At 45.4% G+C, this 17,847-nt stretch carries 16 protein-coding genes; 15 read left to right on the top strand and 1 reads right to left on the bottom strand.

All coding sequences use genetic code 11. The annotated features are described in order from the left end of the window. The first annotated feature begins 5 nt into the window (after positions 1-5). From IEW05_RS13075 to IEW05_RS13055, 5 genes are all read left to right on the top strand, one after another. Positions 6-446, top strand: coding sequence for a YlbF/YmcA family competence regulator (locus IEW05_RS13075; protein ID WP_188539380.1), 441 nt, complete (start codon positions 6-8; stop codon positions 444-446). A 75-nt stretch (positions 447-521) separates the two neighbouring features. Further along, positions 522-785 carry a YlbG family protein gene (locus IEW05_RS13070; protein WP_188540860.1) on the top strand — a complete coding sequence of 88 codons (264 nt, stop codon included), beginning with the start codon at positions 522-524 and terminating at the stop codon, positions 783-785. Positions 786-978: 193 nt separating this feature from the next. Then, entirely contained in the window at positions 979-1,416 is a 438-nt protein-coding gene (locus tag IEW05_RS13065; RefSeq protein WP_188539378.1) for a hypothetical protein, read from the top strand. A gap of 113 nt (positions 1,417-1,529) precedes the next feature. After that, positions 1,530-2,429: a selenium metabolism-associated LysR family transcriptional regulator gene (locus IEW05_RS13060; protein ID WP_188540859.1), complete on the top strand. Its 900-nt coding sequence runs from the start codon at positions 1,530-1,532 to the stop codon at positions 2,427-2,429. Between the two features lie 20 nt (positions 2,430-2,449). Beyond that, positions 2,450-3,313 (top strand): PHP domain-containing protein, encoded by an 864-nt coding sequence (locus IEW05_RS13055; protein WP_188539376.1) that lies wholly within the window; start codon positions 2,450-2,452, stop codon positions 3,311-3,313. Between the two features lie 58 nt (positions 3,314-3,371). On the opposite strand, the gene IEW05_RS13050 is transcribed toward IEW05_RS13055, so the two are convergent. After that, positions 3,372-5,159 (bottom strand): Rqc2 family fibronectin-binding protein, encoded by a 1,788-nt coding sequence (locus IEW05_RS13050; RefSeq protein WP_188539374.1) that lies wholly within the window; start codon positions 5,157-5,159, stop codon positions 3,372-3,374. Between the two features lie 400 nt (positions 5,160-5,559). On the opposite strand from IEW05_RS13050, the gene IEW05_RS13045 reads away from it, so the two are divergent. From IEW05_RS13045 to priA, 10 genes are all read left to right on the top strand, one after another. Further along, a complete protein-coding gene (locus IEW05_RS13045; RefSeq protein WP_188539372.1) occupies positions 5,560-8,364 on the top strand; it encodes a calcium-translocating P-type ATPase, SERCA-type in 2,805 nt (934 codons plus the stop codon). Positions 8,365-8,559: 195 nt separating this feature from the next. Next, positions 8,560-8,688 carry a hypothetical protein gene (locus tag IEW05_RS25930; RefSeq protein WP_268238728.1) on the top strand — a complete coding sequence of 43 codons (129 nt, stop codon included), beginning with the start codon at positions 8,560-8,562 and terminating at the stop codon, positions 8,686-8,688. 16 nt (positions 8,689-8,704) lie between these two features. After that, on the top strand, positions 8,705-9,535 hold the full coding sequence (dapF, locus tag IEW05_RS13040) for a diaminopimelate epimerase (protein WP_188539371.1): 831 nt from the start codon (positions 8,705-8,707) through the stop codon (positions 9,533-9,535). 217 nt (positions 9,536-9,752) lie between these two features. Continuing rightward, entirely contained in the window at positions 9,753-11,645 is a 1,893-nt protein-coding gene (locus IEW05_RS13035; RefSeq protein ID WP_188539369.1) for a bifunctional homocysteine S-methyltransferase/methylenetetrahydrofolate reductase, read from the top strand. 35 nt (positions 11,646-11,680) lie between these two features. Continuing rightward, on the top strand, positions 11,681-12,571 hold the full coding sequence (locus tag IEW05_RS13030) for a YicC/YloC family endoribonuclease (RefSeq protein WP_188539367.1): 891 nt from the start codon (positions 11,681-11,683) through the stop codon (positions 12,569-12,571). 58 nt (positions 12,572-12,629) lie between these two features. Then, positions 12,630-12,890, top strand: a complete 261-nt coding sequence (remA, locus tag IEW05_RS13025) for an extracellular matrix/biofilm regulator RemA (RefSeq protein WP_005548256.1) — start codon at positions 12,630-12,632, stop codon at positions 12,888-12,890. A gap of 13 nt (positions 12,891-12,903) precedes the next feature. Then, positions 12,904-13,476 (top strand): guanylate kinase, encoded by a 573-nt coding sequence (gene gmk / locus IEW05_RS13020; RefSeq protein WP_188539365.1) that lies wholly within the window; start codon positions 12,904-12,906, stop codon positions 13,474-13,476. A gap of 38 nt (positions 13,477-13,514) precedes the next feature. Continuing rightward, positions 13,515-13,739, top strand: coding sequence for a DNA-directed RNA polymerase subunit omega (gene rpoZ / locus IEW05_RS13015; protein WP_188539362.1), 225 nt, complete (start codon positions 13,515-13,517; stop codon positions 13,737-13,739). A 90-nt stretch (positions 13,740-13,829) separates the two neighbouring features. Beyond that, a complete protein-coding gene (gene coaBC, locus IEW05_RS13010; protein ID WP_188539360.1) occupies positions 13,830-15,050 on the top strand; it encodes a bifunctional phosphopantothenoylcysteine decarboxylase/phosphopantothenate--cysteine ligase CoaBC in 1,221 nt (406 codons plus the stop codon). Continuing rightward, positions 15,047-17,581 (top strand): primosomal protein N', encoded by a 2,535-nt coding sequence (priA, locus tag IEW05_RS13005; RefSeq protein ID WP_188539358.1) that lies wholly within the window; start codon positions 15,047-15,049, stop codon positions 17,579-17,581. The genes coaBC and priA overlap by 4 nt, the downstream gene beginning before the upstream one ends. Positions 17,582-17,847: the final 266 nt, after the last annotated feature.

Here is a 17,847-nt window from a genome sequence, read left to right as displayed (position 1 = left end):
AATTCATGAGCGTATCGGAAATCAACACGGTTGATATGGCCGAACTATTGACTTACGCCTATGAATTAGGCGATATGATAAATAATTCATCCGCTGTCTCTGACTACTTGTATTGGAAACGGCGTGTTGAGGAAGATACTGAAGTACAAAGTTTGGTGAAGAAACTTTCCGCTCAGAGAGAGCTTTTTGAAGAGACGGAGCGGTTCGGTCATTTCCACCCGAACTATCACGAGGCTAAAGATAAGGTATTAGAGGTAGAGCGGGAGCTTGAGCAATTCGAAGCGGTTCGCAACTTCAAGGCTGCAGAGAAGGAACTTGATGATATATTGCATCAAATGTCGGAGACTATCGCATTTGCCGTGTCAGACACCATTAAGGTGCCTAGTAACGATCCTACACCATCTGGTGGTGGATGTGGAAGTGGAGGCAAGTGTAGTTGCGGCTAAAGCGATGGATCAGACTATAGCCGAAAGCTTGTCTATTCCGGAATGTATAACAGGCAATTGAACGGAGGGAAAATGATGTTTCCGGAGCGTACAGGCTATATTATTTGGGTAAGTGATTTAAAAGCTGCAAGAAATTTGGAGAAATACGGAAGCGTACATTATTTATCTAGGCGAATGCATTACGTTGTAATGTATGTGAACGCAGATCGCGCGGAAGATATTATGAAGAATGTTCGGAAGCTATCCTATGTTCGCAAGATTGAACGGTCTTATCGTAATGAGATCAAGACGGAGTATACGAAAGATGCCCCTGATAAAACTCAATACTATGGATTATAAAGCATTACTTATGATGTAACGAAGCAGCCCATTTCGGGCTGCTTTTTTTATGCTGAGGTAGAATGTCGATTTTAGATAGAGGGGCATAAGAACTATTCTTAAACGCCAATCTTGTAGAATAATGGAGAAAGATGTGGTATAGTAGGTAAAAATGCTTAGTTAATAAGGCCTATTACTATTCGTGAGGTGCGGCATGAGAGATGAGGTTAAAGAACGGTGGGGAACATACGAAGCAAGTCATGTTCTCTTGGGTGACAAAAGAGTTACCGATATCGTAATAACCAACCATGCCAAGGTGAGGTATCACGATCGGATCGATCGTAGTAGCAAGGATTATAACAATATCGCAACTTGGGCCTGGGAATGTCTAAAACAAGGGCGTATTAAACCTTACTATCGCAAAGAAGAGGACGTCTATCTTATCGACGACGATCTCGTGATGGTAGCTGAATTTGCTGAAATTCCAGACAAAGTCGATTCTATGGGAAGAACGTTGCACCGGATGATCGTCGTTACATTTCTCGGACGCATGTCGGAGACGATTGAATTACGCGATTTGAAATCATACTATTCATGGCTTCGTCATTCCAGGCGGATGACATTAATGAAGAATACTCGTAAACGTAGATAAAATAAAAATATAGATTCGTACGGAAGCATGTGCTACTCTTGCACATGCTTTTTTTGTCTACTTTTCCATGCTATTGTAAAGGATATAGAAGGGAAGGGAATCATCCAATGGCGATAAATTATCATCAATTACATATTTTTTATACCGTTGCCGAGCGTGGGAGCTTCTCGGCTGCGGCACAGGCACTACATATGACCCAACCGGCAGTAACCATGCAGATCCAGTCGCTTGAGGACTATCTAGGTTGTAAACTATTAGTAAGATCAACCAAAAGAATCGAGTTAACGGAAGCAGGAGAAACATTGCTCCCTTTTGCGCATCAAAGTATGCAACTGATTCGGGAGACGGAGCAGGCGATGTCTCGTTTTACTTTTATGCTTGAGGGTAGATTACAGCTTGGTGCTAGCCTTACAATTGGTGAATATGTATTGCCTCGCTTATTGGGTCCCTTCGGTCGCCAATATCCGCATATTTCCATAGTTCTAAAGGTTATGAATACTAGTCAGATCGTCGACGAAATCGTTAATCATCAGTTGAATTTTGGTCTAGTGGAGGCCCCTGTTCAACATCCTGATCTAGTATCGGAAGCTGTGATGGAGGACGAACTGAAGCTAATAGTACCCGTTGGACATATATTATCTGGTAGAGGGCAGGTTGAATTAGAAGAGGTTGTTTCATATCCCTTCGTGCTTCGAGAAAAAGGCTCAGGAACTCGTCAGGTGATGGAGCAGGAATTGGAGCGCAGAGGAATCGATCTTGGCCAAATAGAGACGGTTATGGAACTAGGTAGCACGGGTGCGGTGAAATCAGCGGTTGAAGCGGGCTTTGGGTTAACCATGCTGTCACCTTCTTCGGTGAAACACGAGGTTGCTTTGGGGTTAATGGAAATACTGGACATCAAGGATGTAACCTTTAAGCGGCAATTTTATTCTGTCCATTTGAAATCTGCCCTGTTACCTGTGTCCGCAGTCACGTTTTTGACCTTTTTACGGGAACATAAATTGCTACCTTAAATAAAGGAGATGAAGTATTCATGAGATCAACTAACGGTAATGGGAGATGTGATTTACATACTCATACAAGCGCATCTGATGGAATGAACTCTCCTGCCGAGAATGTGCTGCTCGCCAAGCAGAAAGGTCTGTCCGGCATCGCGATCACAGACCATGATACAGTGGCTGGAATTACTGAAGCGCTGGAAATGGGACGTGAAGCTGGAATGATTGTTGTACCCGGGATTGAAATTAGTACTAATGCCGGAGGGAAGGACATTCATGTATTGGGATATGGATTAAATCACGAAGATTCACTCTTACTGGAAAGATTAACGCAATTACGTGCAACACGCGAGAAGCGAAACGAAATGATTTTAGATAAGCTACGAGAACTGAATATTCCGATTTCGTTACAAGAAGTGAAAGAGGGACTTAATCGTCCGCTATCCCCTGATGAGAGTATTGGACGACCACATATCGCAGACGCTATGGTACGTAAAGGATATGTAACCGATCTGCGCGATGCGTTCGATCGTTATTTGGGCGAGGGGCGACCTGCTTATGCCTCTTTGCCACGTATTGCACCTGAGGTAGCGATGAATTGGATCCGCGATGCAGGCGGAGCGCCAGTTCTAGCTCATCCAGGCCTGTATGGAGATGACCATCTTGTTCGAGACATTGTGGAGAAGGGGAAACCAGCAGGGATCGAGGTGTACCATTCTGACCATGGACCTGCAGATGAAGAACGATATATGGAAATGGTTAATCAATATGGATTAATTGCTACGGGGGGGTCGGATTATCACGGCATACGACAAGGAGTCGTGTTTCATGGTGATGTTGGTAGTCGTAGCGTGCCGGTAGAGACAATAGAACGTCTTATGGAGACTACGAGATCATAAAAAAGGGCTCCCTTACACGATTGTAAACCTGCAATCGTATAAGGGTGCCTCTTTAATTTTACCCGTTCTTAATCGTGTTAGGCATCTTCTTGATCATTTGCTCGTCTGGTGTGACGAATAATGTTTTCTGATGGTCGTAAATGACAAATCCAGGCTTTGCACCACTAGGTTTTCGTACATGCTTGATTAAAGTACAATCTACCGGAACACTACTAGATTCCTTTGCCTGACTGAAATAAGCGGCTAACTGCGCTGCTTCGTTTAATGTTGATTCACCAAAGGAAGAGCTTCGAATAAGTACGTGTGATCCAGGAATATCTTTAGTGTGAAGCCATGTATCATTGGAATTACCAAGCTTATTCGTGACATACTCGTTTTGAAGATTATTTTTTCCAACATAGATTTCAATGCCTTCGGATGACTTAAATACATGAAGTGTCGGACGGGCATCCTTCTTTTTCTTCTTCTTGTTATTCTTCTTCCCACGTTCTCTTAAATATTCTTGCTGCACCAGTTCCTCACGGATTTCTTCAATATCATTTATCGTGGCATAGGTTAGCTGTTGGAGCAATCCTTCTAAATAAGTAATTTCTTCTCTAGTTTTACTCATTTGTTCTTCAATTGCCACAAGGCTATTCTTGAACTTGTTATATTTTTTGAAATAACGTTGAGCATTTTCAGAAGGAGTAAGTAGATGATCGAGCGGGATCGTTAGGGTGTTCTGTTCTTCATCATAGTAGTTGACAAGCTTCACCTCGCGGTCGCCCTTTGTGATCATATGCAGAGATGATAGCAGTAGTTCACCTGAAATTCGGTAGCGCTCAGCGTCATCCGCTTGGGCCAAATCTTCTTCTAGCTTGGTAAGTTTTTTGATGTTCTTATTTCGTTCATTCTGCAAAAAGCGCAGAAGATCACTGGTTCTTTGTTTGACGGTGTCCCGAAGCGCCTTATCTCCGTAATAAGCTTCCATACATGTACTGATGGAATCGTAAGTTCGGATGTCTCCTTGCACGAGACTTAGAGGGATGGCTGAGAATACACTTTTCCCTTTGGAATTATCCCCAATAAGAGGTGAATACCGATGTTCAAGGATGTCATTCATCAAACTGTTAAAAGAACTCCACAGAGTCTCGTTATTCTCAGTTGATATACTCTCTTCCTCCGCTCCTTCCCCAGCCGAAGATTTACCAAATGCGCGATAATAGATCTCCTCGGCGATTAATGGGCTGAGGCCGCTATAAGCATCGACCATCCATCCCTTCCCCTTGTTCTCTTCTTTGCTTGCAGCTTCTTTCAGGGCGGCAAGGAACTCTTCCTTACTGGATTTCAGAGGGTTGAGTTTATGTTGCTGTGGGGGCTCGGTGTATGCGAATCCAGGCATAACAATCCGGAAAGTGCTGATCGCCGGAGTCACATGATGTATACCATCAAGTTGGGTTCCTGTGCTTGGGTCCACGATAATAATGTTACTATGACGCCCCATGAGTTCGATAACAATCCGTTTCTGAGACATATCTCCGAGTTCGTCTCGTTGTCTTACATCGATATGAATGATCCGTTCCATACCGACTTGCGAGATGGCTTCAATTACGCTGCCCTCACAGTGCTTGCGTAGCAGCATGCAGAACATAGGTGCTTCCTGCGGGTTAGGGAATGATTCCTCAGTTAAATGAACGCGAGGATAAGTTGGATTCGCCGACAGCAAGAGCCTGCGATTCTCACCTTGAGAGCGTAGATTCATAATAATATCGCTTGCAGAAGGCTGGTGTATTTTATTGATTCGTCCACCTACACAAACTTGTAGTTCATGGACGATAGAACGCGTAACAATGCCATCAAGTGCCATATCGTTTATTCTCCTGTCTATAAATTACACTAATAATCATGGTTCAAAAAGTCAGTTTTTCAGCACCGAGAAGGTTGGATGAAGCTAGGGACAGAGGAGCGGAGCGTAGGCAAAACCTACGTGAGCACCTAAAATGTTTCTGCAGGAAACATACCTCGTAAGCATATGCTTGGCCCGGCTGAATCCAAGATTCGATGTCGAATATACATCTCGTTCTACTTCGTGATCAAAAGATGACTTTTTGAACAACCTCTAATAGCTATTCTTTATGATGCCATACTTTGGGCAAAAACTTAAGTGCTACTCTGTGATATTTTGGGACTGGCTGGAATACATTTACCCTAGGTGGAAAAGCCTTCACGCTGTATATCGTACTAAATACGGGAGGGGAAAACGGAGAATGGAACAAAAAAATTGGCACCAGCAAAGCGAGAACGAACTTCTGCAGTCGTTCGGCGTCACGCGTGAGCAGGGCCTGACCGAGGAAGAAGTAGAGCGAAGACGTCAAGTAAGCGGTTGGAACGAACTGTTGGAGGGGGAACGGATATCGCCGATCCTATTATTCTTGAACCAGTTCAAAGATTTTATGATGCTTGTACTGATGGGCGCCACTTTGATCTCTGGACTTCTCGGCGAATATTTAGATGCCGTTACCATTATAGCCATCGTTATTCTAAATGGGGTTCTAGGATTTATTCAGGAATTCCGGGCAGAACGATCGCTTAGAGCACTCAAGCAACTGTCAGCTCCTCACGCTAATGTATTGAGACAGGGAAAAGTTGTGCATGTTGCTGCCAAGGAACTTGTACCGGGGGATATCGTATCATTGGAGAGCGGGGATCGTATTCCTGCGGATATCCGTTGGTTGTCCATCCAGAGTTTGGACGCAGAAGAATCCGCCTTAACCGGGGAATCACATCCTGTGGGTAAGCATACTAGAGCGATTTATGAGTCTGAAGTACCTCTTGGCGATCAAAAGAATATGGGATTTATGGGTACTATGATTACCCGTGGTTCTGGTAAAGGTATTGTCGTCAGTAGTGGCATGGACACAGAAATGGGAAAAATTGCCGACTTACTCCAAAATACCGAAGTACAAGAAACGCCATTACAGCGGCGACTCGCGCAGTTAGGTAAAATATTGATTTACTTGTCATTAGCATTAACCGTACTAGTTGTTCTTGTAGGGATAATTAATGGCCAGCCAGCAGGCGGTATGTTCCTTGCGGGGGTCAGCCTTGCCGTAGCGGCTATTCCAGAAGGACTACCTGCTATCGTCACAATCGCGTTGGCGTTAGGTGTACAACGGATGATCAAGCGTAAAGCGATTGTGCGTAAACTTCCTTCAGTTGAGACGCTAGGTTGCGCTTCCGTTATTTGCAGTGACAAGACGGGTACACTCACTCAGAATAAAATGACGGTTACTCGGTTATGGATTGAGGGGCGGCCTCTGGAAGTTACGGGGGAGGGTTATGAGCCTGTAGGCAATGTTCTCGATCAGGGTATCCCTATTGATTTGAAAAGAGATCAAACCCTACGTCGTCTACTTCAAATCAGTTCATTGTGCAGTAATGCGGTTATTTATGAAGAGGATGGAGGGGAGGAAGCAAGAGCTCGCCGTAAAGGGAAAGATGAAGGTGCTGACTCTCAGTGGCGGTTAAAGGGCGATCCAACGGAAGGTGCGCTCGTTACCCTGTCCTCAAAGATGGGACTATCCCCTGCTTCACTAGGTAGTATGTACGCTCGTGAACTAGAGTTCCCATTCGATTCTAAGCGTAAGCGGATGTCGGTTGTTGTTTCCCATCAAGGAGGGAAAATTGCATTAGTAAAAGGCGCGCCAGATATGCTTCTGGAGCAATGTTCTTATATTTTATGGGCGGGTAAGGTTGTTCCGCTTACAGGTACATTTAGGCAGAAGGTTCTAGCAGCGAATGAGGCGATGGCAAGAAGTGCCCTACGTGTTCTGGGAATGGCCTATCGGGATCTGCGTCCACAGGATAGTATTGATCATGAGGATGCGGTTGAATCACAGCTAATCTTCGTCGGATTGACTGGAATGATCGACCCTCCGCGGCGTGAAGCGAGAGAAGCCATCTCCGTATGCCGTCGTGCGGGTATCAAAACAGTAATGATCACTGGAGATCATGGGCTTACGGCTGAAGCAATTGCCAACGAATTAGGCATTATACCACGAGGCGGTCAGACCATGTCTGGTCAACAATTGGCGTTACTTACGGACGAGGAACTTGACCGTCAGGTTGAAGGAGTCTACGTCTATTCTCGCGTATCGCCGGAACACAAGCTGCGGATCGTTAAGGCTTTACAGAATAGAGGACATGTCGTTGCTATGACCGGTGACGGAGTAAATGATGCGCCCGCAATCAAGGCGGCCGATATCGGTATTTCCATGGGGATTACAGGTACGGATGTCGCAAAAGAAGCTTCTTCGCTCATTCTTAGCGATGATAATTTCTCTACTATTGTGGCTGCAATTGAAGAGGGAAGAAATATTTATGAGAACATCCGTAAATTTATTAGATATTTACTTGCTTCAAACGTTGGAGAAATATTAACCATGCTATTTGCTATGTTGGCAGGTCTACCATTGCCACTACTTCCGATTCAGATACTATGGGTGAACCTAGTCACAGATGGGCTGCCAGCCATGGCACTCGGGGTAGATCAGCCGGAGAAAGACTTGATGGAGCACAAACCTCGCGGAGCAAACGAGAATATCTTTGCTAGACGTATGGGCTGGAAAATATTGAGCCGTGGTTTTCTGATTGGTCTGTGTACTTTAGGGGCTTTCTGGCTCACGCTGCAGGTTTCTCCAAATGATGCGAATCAATTACTCAAGGCACAGTCCGTTGCATTTGCGACCCTTGTAATGGCACAGTTGATTCACGTATTTGATTGCCGCAGCTCTCGCTCGATTTTCCATCGTAATATATTTCAAAACCGCTATTTGGTCATAGCCGTATTATCTTCAGTACTGCTACTCCTTGGGGTAATGTACATTGAACCGTTACAACCTATCTTCAAAACCGTACCGCTTGGAACTCGCGAATGGGCGATTACATTGGTTGCTGCGGGCATTCCAACTTTCCTAATGGGGGCTGGAAGCGTCTGGTCGGGTAATCGTCGCCGCAAATATAATGGTCCTCGTCCTATGGCAACAGTGAAAAGTACAAATATTCGTGCATAAAATCAATACCCTTTCATAGCGCTAAAATATAGACTAACCCCATAAAGCAAAGCTTTGTGTAAAGTTTGGTGAAAAGTTAGCGGAGTGAAACGTTTGAATCTGGAGAAGCTCCAAGCTTTCGATAGAAAGCTACCACGGAAGCATAAGCTGCGTTCGCCTTTGTAGTTGGATTGTATCCCTATTTGGTGTTATACAATGAAGACAATCCAACTACAACAGCGATCGAAGGATCAAACGGTTTACGCAGCGGGGATTGTTTCACCACTCTTTTTTAAGCAAAGCTTGGCATATGCTTACGAAGTCAGCTTTGCTTCGCAAAGCTAATAAGGAGTGGGGTTAGATGGATTTTACGAAAATGCACGGATTGGGTAATGATTTTCTTGTGATATATGGTGAAGTGGCGCTACCTGAGAATGTATCTGAACTAGCGATTAAATGGTGTAATCGATTTTTTGGAGTAGGTGCGGATGGTCTCGTATTTATTTTGCCCTCGGAGCAGGCTGATTTCAAAATGCGGATCATCAACTCGGATGGGACTGAAGCAGAGCAATGTGGTAACGCCATCCGTTGCGTATCCAAATATGTGTACGAGAAGGGTTATACCAACAAAGATAACATTACGATTGAAACGCTGGGTGCGGGAGTTCAGCAGGTACGCCTACAGGTGGAACAGGGCTCCGTTAGAACGGCTCGGGTTGATATGGGGGAACCTGTGTTAGACGGTCTTGCGGTTCCGACCATACTGGAGGAAAATCCGGTGTTGAATCACCCCATTACCACGGGGGGATCAGAATTTGCTTTTACCGCGGTTTCGATGGGGAATCCACATTGCGTAATTTATGTAGATGATGCCCCTAACTTTGACCTAGGAACATGGGGACCACAGCTAGAAGTACATCCCTATTTTCCGCGGAAAATAAATGTTGAATTCGCAACCGTAACTTCCAGGGATCGCGTAGAAATGAGGGTGTGGGAAAGGGGAGCTGGCCCCACTCTAGCTTGTGGAACAGGTGCTTGCGCTACGCTCGTCTCCTCCGTACTGAACGGGCTTACCGATCGGGCCGCTTGGATTGGATTGAAGGGTGGAGATCTGTTTATCGAATGGGATGAGCATGACAATCATGTCTATATGACAGGTCCTGCAGAAATTGCTTTCCAAGGCAGTTTGTAATGGGATTGTATTAGTTCAAGAATAACAGTAGGCCGTGGTGATAATCATGGTCTACTGTTTTATTTTATTGGATGAAAATAAATAGATCTCTAGAGTTTCTGGAACAATTCTTATCATTCCGGGGGATTTATGGTACATTAGAGTGAAATTATGAAGTGCAGAGTGTTTGAAGTAGCTATTATTGATAGAATATGATCTGCGGCAATGGGGGTCTTGGATGATGTTGGATTTACGTAAAGCATGGGATAATAATGTTCTGGTTGGCGACGGTGCAATGGGTACCTATTTGTATCAATTGGGGTTCCCTGTCGGTATTTCTTTTGAAGAATTTAACTTGCTACGGCCGGAAGTAATTGGTGATGTACACCGTCATTATATTGAGGCAGGAGCTCAACTTATTGAGACGAATACTTTTTCTGCAAACTCCTACAAACTCTCCAAGTTTGGTCTGGAATCCAAGGTTGATGAGATCAATCGTGCTGCTGTACGCATTGCGAGAAAGGCTGCAGGAAATCGTGCATATATTGCCGGGGCAGTAGGTTCTATTCGCGGAGGGAAACGATCGGACGTTTCTGTAAGAGAACTTGATATGTTTTTTGAAGAACAGATTTCTGCACTCTTAACAGAAGGTGTAGATGCTATATTGTTCGAGACCTTCTATGATCTTGAAGAAATGCGTATCGCATTAGGGAGAGCACGGAAGCTAACGGATATTCCGGCGATATGTCAATTCGCTGTCGATCAAGTAGGACGTACGTTGGATGGATACAGTATTCAAGATGCATTCGGAATACTCCGTCAAGATGGGGCTGACGTCTTTGGTTTTAACTGTCACTCTGGTCCAAAAGGTATTATGAGTGTAATGAAGAAGTTGGACGGACCTCTGGATATTCCCCTATCGGTTTATCCTAATGCGGGTTTGGCGGATTATGTTGATGGCGAGTATATATACGGGGCAACACCCAATTATTTTGGAGAATGTGCGCTACCATTTGCTGATCTGGGGGCTAGGCTTATTGGAGGGTGCTGTGGCACAACACCTGAGCATATAGCATCCATTGCACGGACACTGCAGAAATATGTTCCTACACCTTTATCTGAAGGTAGAGAACTGCCACAAGTGCAAGCTTCAGTTGTACTTGCTGAGCGGGGACAACAAGCTGAAAAAGTGTCAAATGGTCGAGATACAGATGTTCCAAGTATTGTGGAGACGGTGAAGGAGCGGCATACCGTTATTGTCGAACTTGATCCTCCGCGCGATCTAGATATTACTAAGTTCATGAAGGGGGCAGCTGCCCTTAAAGAGGCTGGGGTCGATGCATTGACGCTTGCTGATAATTCACTGGCCGTTACAAGAATGAGCAACATGGCTTTGGGGCATCTTGTTCAATCACAGCTGGGGATTCGTCCACTCATCCATATTGCTTGTCGTGACCGTAATCTAATCGGAACACAGTCACATATGATGGGCTTTGATGCCTTGGGTATTGATCATGTGCTTGCAGTAACAGGTGATCCGGCTCGATTTGGTGACCTACCTGGAGCAAGCTCGGTATATGATCTAACTTCATTCGAGATTATTCGAATGATCAAACAGTTAAACGAAGGTATTGGCTTCTCAGGTAAGCCTCTTAAGCAAAAAGCAAAATTTGTAGTTGGTGCTGCCTTTAACCCGAATGTGAAATATTTGCACAAAGCGGTAGAACGGTTAGAGAAGAAGATTGCCTCAGGTGCAGACTATATCATGACTCAGCCGGTGTATGATCCAGCATTAATTGTAGAGATCAAAAAGGCAACAGCCCATCTCGATATTCCGATATTTATTGGTATTATGCCGCTCGCAAGTGGCAAGAATGCTGAATATCTTCATAATGAGGTGCCGGGCATCCAGCTTCCGGAGAATGTTCGTAAGCGGATTGAGGGATTACAGGGCGCTGAAGGTCGAGAAATGGGTGTGGAAATTGCCAAAGAATTACTCGATACGGCAATGGAACATTTTAACGGAATCTATTTGATGACGCCATTTATGTTCTATGAAATGAATGTCGCTTTAATGAATTATGTTACAGAGAAGTCGAAACGCAATGTATCCCACTTGTCTCACTCATAATTATCAATTACAATAGTATAACGGATGTGATGTATTTGTCTCACAGTATGACTGGTTACGGTAGTTCCGCCAAGCATTATGGCGGTTTCGTCGTTCAATTTGAAATTAAATCCGTCAATCACCGGTACGCCGAGGTTGTTCTTCGGATGCCACGGGAGTGGGCATGTTACGAAGACGGACTAAGGCGCCTGGTTCAGCGTCACGTTAAGCGTGGACGGATTGATGTATATATCAGCAGAGAGCGGGATGATGAGAATTCCTTGCCTTTCATGCTGAATTCTTCCGTTGTGGAGGCCTACTTACGCGCTGCTGAAGAGCTGGGAACTAAGTATGGTGCCGATGCTCATTTGAGCGCGAAGGATTTGCTTGCTCTACCTGATGTTCTGTCTGTACCAGATTCTTCAACTAACGGTAACCATCCGGATGAGGAATGGGGAACTATACTGAATGAAGGGATCGAAGAGGCAATTACTGGGTTGCTACAAATGCGGGAACAGGAAGGTTTTCATTTGGTTACCGATGTAGAGAATCGTCTTGCAAAACTTGAGGCGATTCATGCAGAACTGCTTGAACTGGCGCCGGAGGTTGTGAATGATTATCGCAACCGCCTGAAGGGACGTCTTGATGAACTGCTAGATGGGACTGCATTTGACGAGCAGAGATTCGCGATGGAAGTGGCTCTATTTGCAGACCGTTCCAATATTGACGAAGAGCTTATTCGATTGAAGAGTCATTTTGAGCAGTGCCGCGGACTTCTTCAGTCCCGTGAGCCAGTCGGACGGAAATTAGATTTTCTGATCCAAGAAATGAACCGGGAAACCAATACGATTGGATCCAAAGCCAATCATTTGACTCTAGTCAACCGTGTCGTCGAAATGAAAGCGGAACTGGAGAAAATTCGTGAGCAGACAGCGAATATTGAGTAATGTTCATTTGGTATTTTGACGCTGGTGAGTCAAGTAAATTAGGGGGAACAACCTGTATATGGCAATTAAACTTATTAACATTGGTTTCGGAAATATCGTATCGGCCAATCGCATCATTTCTATCGTTAGCCCGGAATCTGCTCCAATTAAACGGATCATTCAGGAGGCTAGGGACCGCCACATGCTGATCGACGCCACTTATGGTCGTCGTACGCGTGCAGTAATTATAACAGACAGCGATCACGTCATTCTCTCGGCAGTACAACCCGAGACGGTCGCTCATCGTCTGTCCACCAAAGATGACGACAACGACGAATAAAATGGAGAGAGCTATGGCTAAAGGATTACTTATTGTATTATCGGGACCTTCGGGTGTCGGCAAAGGAACAGTCTGTAATGAATTACGGGTTCGTATGCCGGAACTTGTCTATTCCGTATCCGCTACATCGCGGCAACCCCGGTTCGGAGAAGAACACGGGGTGAATTACTTCTTCAAGAGTAAGGAACAGTTTCTTGAGATGATAGAGAACGATCAGCTGTTGGAGTATGCGGAGTATGTTGGAAATTACTATGGTACACCGCGTGACTTCGTGGAACAGACCCTCGAAGAGGGGAAAGACATCATTTTGGAAATTGAAGTTCAGGGTGCGCTTAAAGTGAAAGAGAAGTTCAAAGAAGGAGTGTTTGTATTTTTGTTACCTCCATCGCTAGATGAACTCAAAGGGCGCATTCAAGGACGAGGTACCGAGAATCAGGCGACAATTGATCATCGGATGTCGGTTGCGGCAGATGAGATTGGTTTGATAGAGAAATATGATTATGCGGTTGTTAATGACGAGATTGATCTTGCCTGCAAAAGAATAGAATCCATCATCATCGCCGAACATTGTAAAGTAAGAAAATAATTGTTGGCGAATGAGCCTAATAAGAAGAGGTGTAATGAATGCTATATCCATCCATTGATAAAATGCTAAACAAGGTTGGTAGTAAATATTCGTTAGTTGTGGCGGCTTCACGTAGAGCGAGACAGCTTAGAGAAGGCGAGAAGAGCGAACTGAAACAACCAAGATCCCACAAACAAGTTGGAATTGCACTTGAAGAAATTTATGGTGATTACGTTCAAATCAAGAGAAATGAGCAAGGTCAACCACTTATAGACGAGGATTAAATCTACTGGCCTCCGGGCTGCTTTACGACAACCGCGAGGTTGTTATTTTTTTCTGGTCATATCCATTGGGAGAAAAGCGAGGGGATACCGATGTTAACTGGCAAGAAGATTTTGCTTGGCATCACGGGAGGCATTGCGGCTTTCAAGGCAGCATCAATATGTAGTAAACTTGTGCAACAAGGGGCGGAAGTCCGGGTTATTATGACGAAATCTGCGACCAAGTTTGTTACTGAGTTAACGCTACAGGCATTATCCAAGAATCCCGTATATACCGATGTCTTCGATGAGAAGAACCCAAATGCGATTGCTCATATTGATCTAGCTGATTGGGCTGATCTTGTGCTAGTGGCTCCAGCAACTGCTAATATTATTGGGAAAATGGCGGCAGGTATTGCTGACGATATGCTATCGACTACATTGCTTGCTACGCAAAGTCCAGTTATGTTATCTCCTGCTATGAACGTACATATGTATGTACACCCAGCGGTAACTCGGAATTTAGCAGAACTAGTATCGCGTGGGGTTATGATGATTGAGCCGGGAGAAGGATTACTTGCATGTGGCTACACGGGAAAAGGCAGAATGGAGGAACCGGAGACCATCGTTTCTGTTGTCATAGATTTCTTCAAACGTCAGGAAGCCATGTCCAAGAAACCTCTCGCAGGTAAAAAAGTAGTTGTTACAGCAGGAGGTACCCTAGAACGTATCGATCCCGTTCGTTTCATTAGTAATGACTCGTCTGGTAAAATGGGGTTTGCTGTTGCCCGTGCTGCACAGCAGCTTGGTGCAGAAGTAACTATTATTGCTGGCAGTACACAAGTTCAACCACCGTCTGGTATTAAGATCACTTCAGTTGAATCAGCATCTGAAATGTTCGAAGCAGTAAATGCATTGTGGGAAGCAACCGACATCTTAGTTAAGGCTGCGGCTGTTGCTGACTATCGCCCTAAGGAACGTGCTATGCACAAGATGAAGAAGTCCGGTGATACCATGACGCTCGAACTGGTCAAGAATATTGATATTCTTGAAACACTAGGTCGGAATAAGACATCACAATTTTTAATTGGTTTTGCTGCAGAAACGAATGAACTAGAGACCTATGCGATGGATAAGCTCCGCCGCAAAAATTGCGATCTACTAGTTGCAAATGATGTAACCATGGAAGGCGCAGGATTTAGTTCAGATACAAACGTTGTAAACATTTATGACACAAATGGTCTGGCCGTGTCTTTGCCTAAGTTATCCAAAGAGGAAGTGGGGCTGCGGATTATGGAACTTGTGGCAGAACGTACGGTGGGATTATCTCGATGATATACAGAATGGCCAAAGTCATAGTTGATGTGCCGAGCCGGGAAACCGACCGGCCTTTTGACTATTTGATCCCTGAATCGATGTCGGAATGGATCGAAGTCGGAAGCCGGGTTGGCGTTCCTTTCGGTCGGCGGACGGTTCAGGGATTTGTTGTTTCACTACATGAACAGCCGGAAATGGACAAGTCCAGGATGAAGCCGATTCAAGAGCTATTGGATTTGCTTCCCCCGCTCCCGCAAGATTTGGTGGAGCTTGCAGCATGGATGAGTCAAAGATATGCCTGTAGTATGATTTCTACACTGCAGGCGATGATACCAGCCGCTCTTAAAGGTAAAGCGGAAAGATATATTCATTTGAATGAACAAGATAGCGAATTTGGGGAGCCTGATGAGGGTACCTTGTTTGCAATGTCGTCTTTTCTCAGTAGCGATGAAGAAGAAATCATTTCTTATCTAAGATCGGTGGGACCAGTGACGATGTCTCATCTAAGCTCGCGCTACCCAGACCATCTCGGAGTGATCAAAGGGCTTCTCGGTAAGGGAGTCCTGTCTGAAAGCCAGAGCATTAAGGATAAAATACGTAAAAAGACGGTGAAAACCGTTGTTGCTGCTGTAAGTGGAGAAGAAGCAGAGATTGCTCTAGCGTCTTTCACTGCTCAGGCTCGTCGTCAAAAGGAAGTACTTGAGTTTCTGCTTGAAGTGGGCGTTTCACTATCGCTTCAAGAAGTGCTCTCTACCCTCCGCGTCACAGCGGGTACGGTGAAGAAGTTGGTAGAGAAAGGGTATGCCATCATGGAGGATGTGGAGGTATTCCGCGATCCTTATCAAGATCGGTACTTTAAAGGAACAATTCCATTAGAACGTACTCATGAACAAGAATATGTGTATAACGCACTGATTGGAACGCTTAATGAACGTGCGCATGGTGTGTTTTTACTCCATGGGGTAACGGGGAGCGGGAAGACGGAAGTATATCTACAGACAATTGAACGCTGTATTGCTATGGGACGACAGGCAATCGTGTTAGTACCTGAAATTTCACTTACCCCACAAATGGTGGAGCGGTTTAAAGGCCGATTTGGTGCTAAGGTTGCGGTCATGCACAGCCGTCTTTCAACTGGAGAACGTTATGATGAATGGCGTAAAATCCGTGAAGGACGCGTAGAAGTAGCCATTGGTGCTCGTTCTGCTGTGTTTGCTCCATTTAAAGATTTAGGGCTGATCGTTATGGATGAGGAGCATGAGACATCTTACAAACAAGAAGAGACACCTAAATATCATACGCGTGATGTAGCGGTGAGACGTGCGAAACAGCATAGTGCTGCAGTTATTCTTGGATCAGCAACGCCTTCTCTTGAGAGTTATTATGCTGCTCGTTCAAAGTCTGATGATGATTTTGCGCCCACCTTACTTGAAATGAAACAACGCCCTTCCGGTAGTTCGTTACCTGGGGTTCATATTGTAGATATGCGGGAAGAACTGAAGGAAGGCAACCGTTCGATGTTTAGCCGGGCTTTACATCAGGGGATTGCAACTCGCTTGGAACGTGGCGAGCAAACGGTGTTATTTCTCAACCGACGTGGACATTCCACGTTTGTGATGTGCCGTAGTTGTGGTTATGTAGCGGGTTGTTCTGAGTGTGACATCTCACTAACATATCACCAGAAGTCGAATAATTTGCGCTGTCATTACTGCGGTTATGCGGCTCCAGTTCCAGCCGTTTGTCCAGAATGCGGCAGTGAGCATATAAGGTACTTTGGGACAGGCACTCAGCGAGTAGAGGCGGAACTCAGCAAGTTATTCCCGGGCATCCGGGTAATCCGGATGGATGTTGATACCACCAGCGAGAAAGGTTCCCATGAGAAGTTATTACAAGCTTTTCGTGAGAAAAAAGGAGACGTACTGCTTGGTACGCAAATGGTAGCCAAGGGGCTAGATTTTGCTGATGTAACCTTGGTTGGTGTCATCGCCGCAGATACAGCACTGAATTTCCCGGATTTCCGCTCAGCGGAGAAAACATTCCAGCTACTCACTCAGGTCGCTGGTCGCGCGGGTAGGCATCAGCTTCCTGGTGAGGTGTTTATTCAATCGTATGTACCGGATCATTATTCGATCGTTCATGCGAGCGGGCATGACTACACTTCCTTTGTTCGAGAGGAGTTGCAACATCGGAAGGCGTTACATTATCCACCTTACAGCCGCTTAATCCTAGTGACAATGTCACATGAGAAGCTACCCCTTCTTCTGCGAATGGCTGAGAATTTCGTTGTTGAGCTACGTGCCAAGGCTCAGCGAAAGGGCTGGTATGGCAGTTTGGACAGGTTTATGCCGGAGGCACTGGACATTCTCGGGCCAGTAGCATCCCCAATTCCACGGATCAAGAACCGTTATCGGTTCCAATGTATGGTGAAATATCGCGGCGCTTTGGACGCGGTTGGTCTCGTACGAGAGACGGCATCTGCCACTGTGGATAATTTGCGCGATGCTTCGCTGCAGATTAGTATTGATGTGGATCCGCAGATGCTCATGTAGGGGGTCCCAACCCACCCAAACCCTCCCTTATCGTAAGGGAGGGCCCCAAGGGCTGGCTGCCCTTTGGATACCCGCTTTAAGGAACGTTGGAGGGAAAGAGGCGCTCCTGCATCGCTGTTCCCTTTGGGAATGCGCTTTGGTTGGTCCGTGGTACGCTTTTCCCCCTTCGGGTACGTCTCACTTTTGGCTCACCCGGGAAACCAGGGAAAACATGCTGCTCAAAGCTGCTAGGGTGGGTGTACCTGGGGACTGGTGGAGGTGGAGCG

The sequence above is a fragment of the Paenibacillus segetis genome, assembly GCF_014639155.1.
GTDB classification, from domain to species: domain Bacteria; phylum Bacillota; class Bacilli; order Paenibacillales; family Paenibacillaceae; genus Fontibacillus; species Fontibacillus segetis.
Note: the sequence above shows the minus strand (reverse complement) of the source record. Positions and strands in the feature narration are given on the sequence as shown.

Coding starts and splice junctions, on each gene's coding strand:
- IEW05_RS13075 (WP_188539380.1), top strand. CDS start 6: ATGAGCGTATCGGAAATCAACACGGTTGATATGGCCGAACTATTGACT.
- IEW05_RS13070 (WP_188540860.1), top strand. CDS start 522: ATGTTTCCGGAGCGTACAGGCTATATTATTTGGGTAAGTGATTTAAAA.
- IEW05_RS13065 (WP_188539378.1), top strand. CDS start 979: ATGAGAGATGAGGTTAAAGAACGGTGGGGAACATACGAAGCAAGTCAT.
- IEW05_RS13055 (WP_188539376.1), top strand. CDS start 2,450: ATGAGATCAACTAACGGTAATGGGAGATGTGATTTACATACTCATACA.
- IEW05_RS13050 (WP_188539374.1), bottom strand. CDS start 5,159: ATGGCACTTGATGGCATTGTTACGCGTTCTATCGTCCATGAACTACAA.
- IEW05_RS13045 (WP_188539372.1), top strand. CDS start 5,560: ATGGAACAAAAAAATTGGCACCAGCAAAGCGAGAACGAACTTCTGCAG.
- IEW05_RS25930 (WP_268238728.1), top strand. CDS start 8,560: ATGAAGACAATCCAACTACAACAGCGATCGAAGGATCAAACGGTTTAC.
- dapF (WP_188539371.1), top strand. CDS start 8,705: ATGGATTTTACGAAAATGCACGGATTGGGTAATGATTTTCTTGTGATA.
- IEW05_RS13035 (WP_188539369.1), top strand. CDS start 9,753: ATGATGTTGGATTTACGTAAAGCATGGGATAATAATGTTCTGGTTGGC.
- remA (WP_005548256.1), top strand. CDS start 12,630: ATGGCAATTAAACTTATTAACATTGGTTTCGGAAATATCGTATCGGCC.
- gmk (WP_188539365.1), top strand. CDS start 12,904: ATGGCTAAAGGATTACTTATTGTATTATCGGGACCTTCGGGTGTCGGC.
- rpoZ (WP_188539362.1), top strand. CDS start 13,515: ATGCTATATCCATCCATTGATAAAATGCTAAACAAGGTTGGTAGTAAA.
- coaBC (WP_188539360.1), top strand. CDS start 13,830: ATGTTAACTGGCAAGAAGATTTTGCTTGGCATCACGGGAGGCATTGCG.
- priA (WP_188539358.1), top strand. CDS start 15,047: ATGATATACAGAATGGCCAAAGTCATAGTTGATGTGCCGAGCCGGGAA.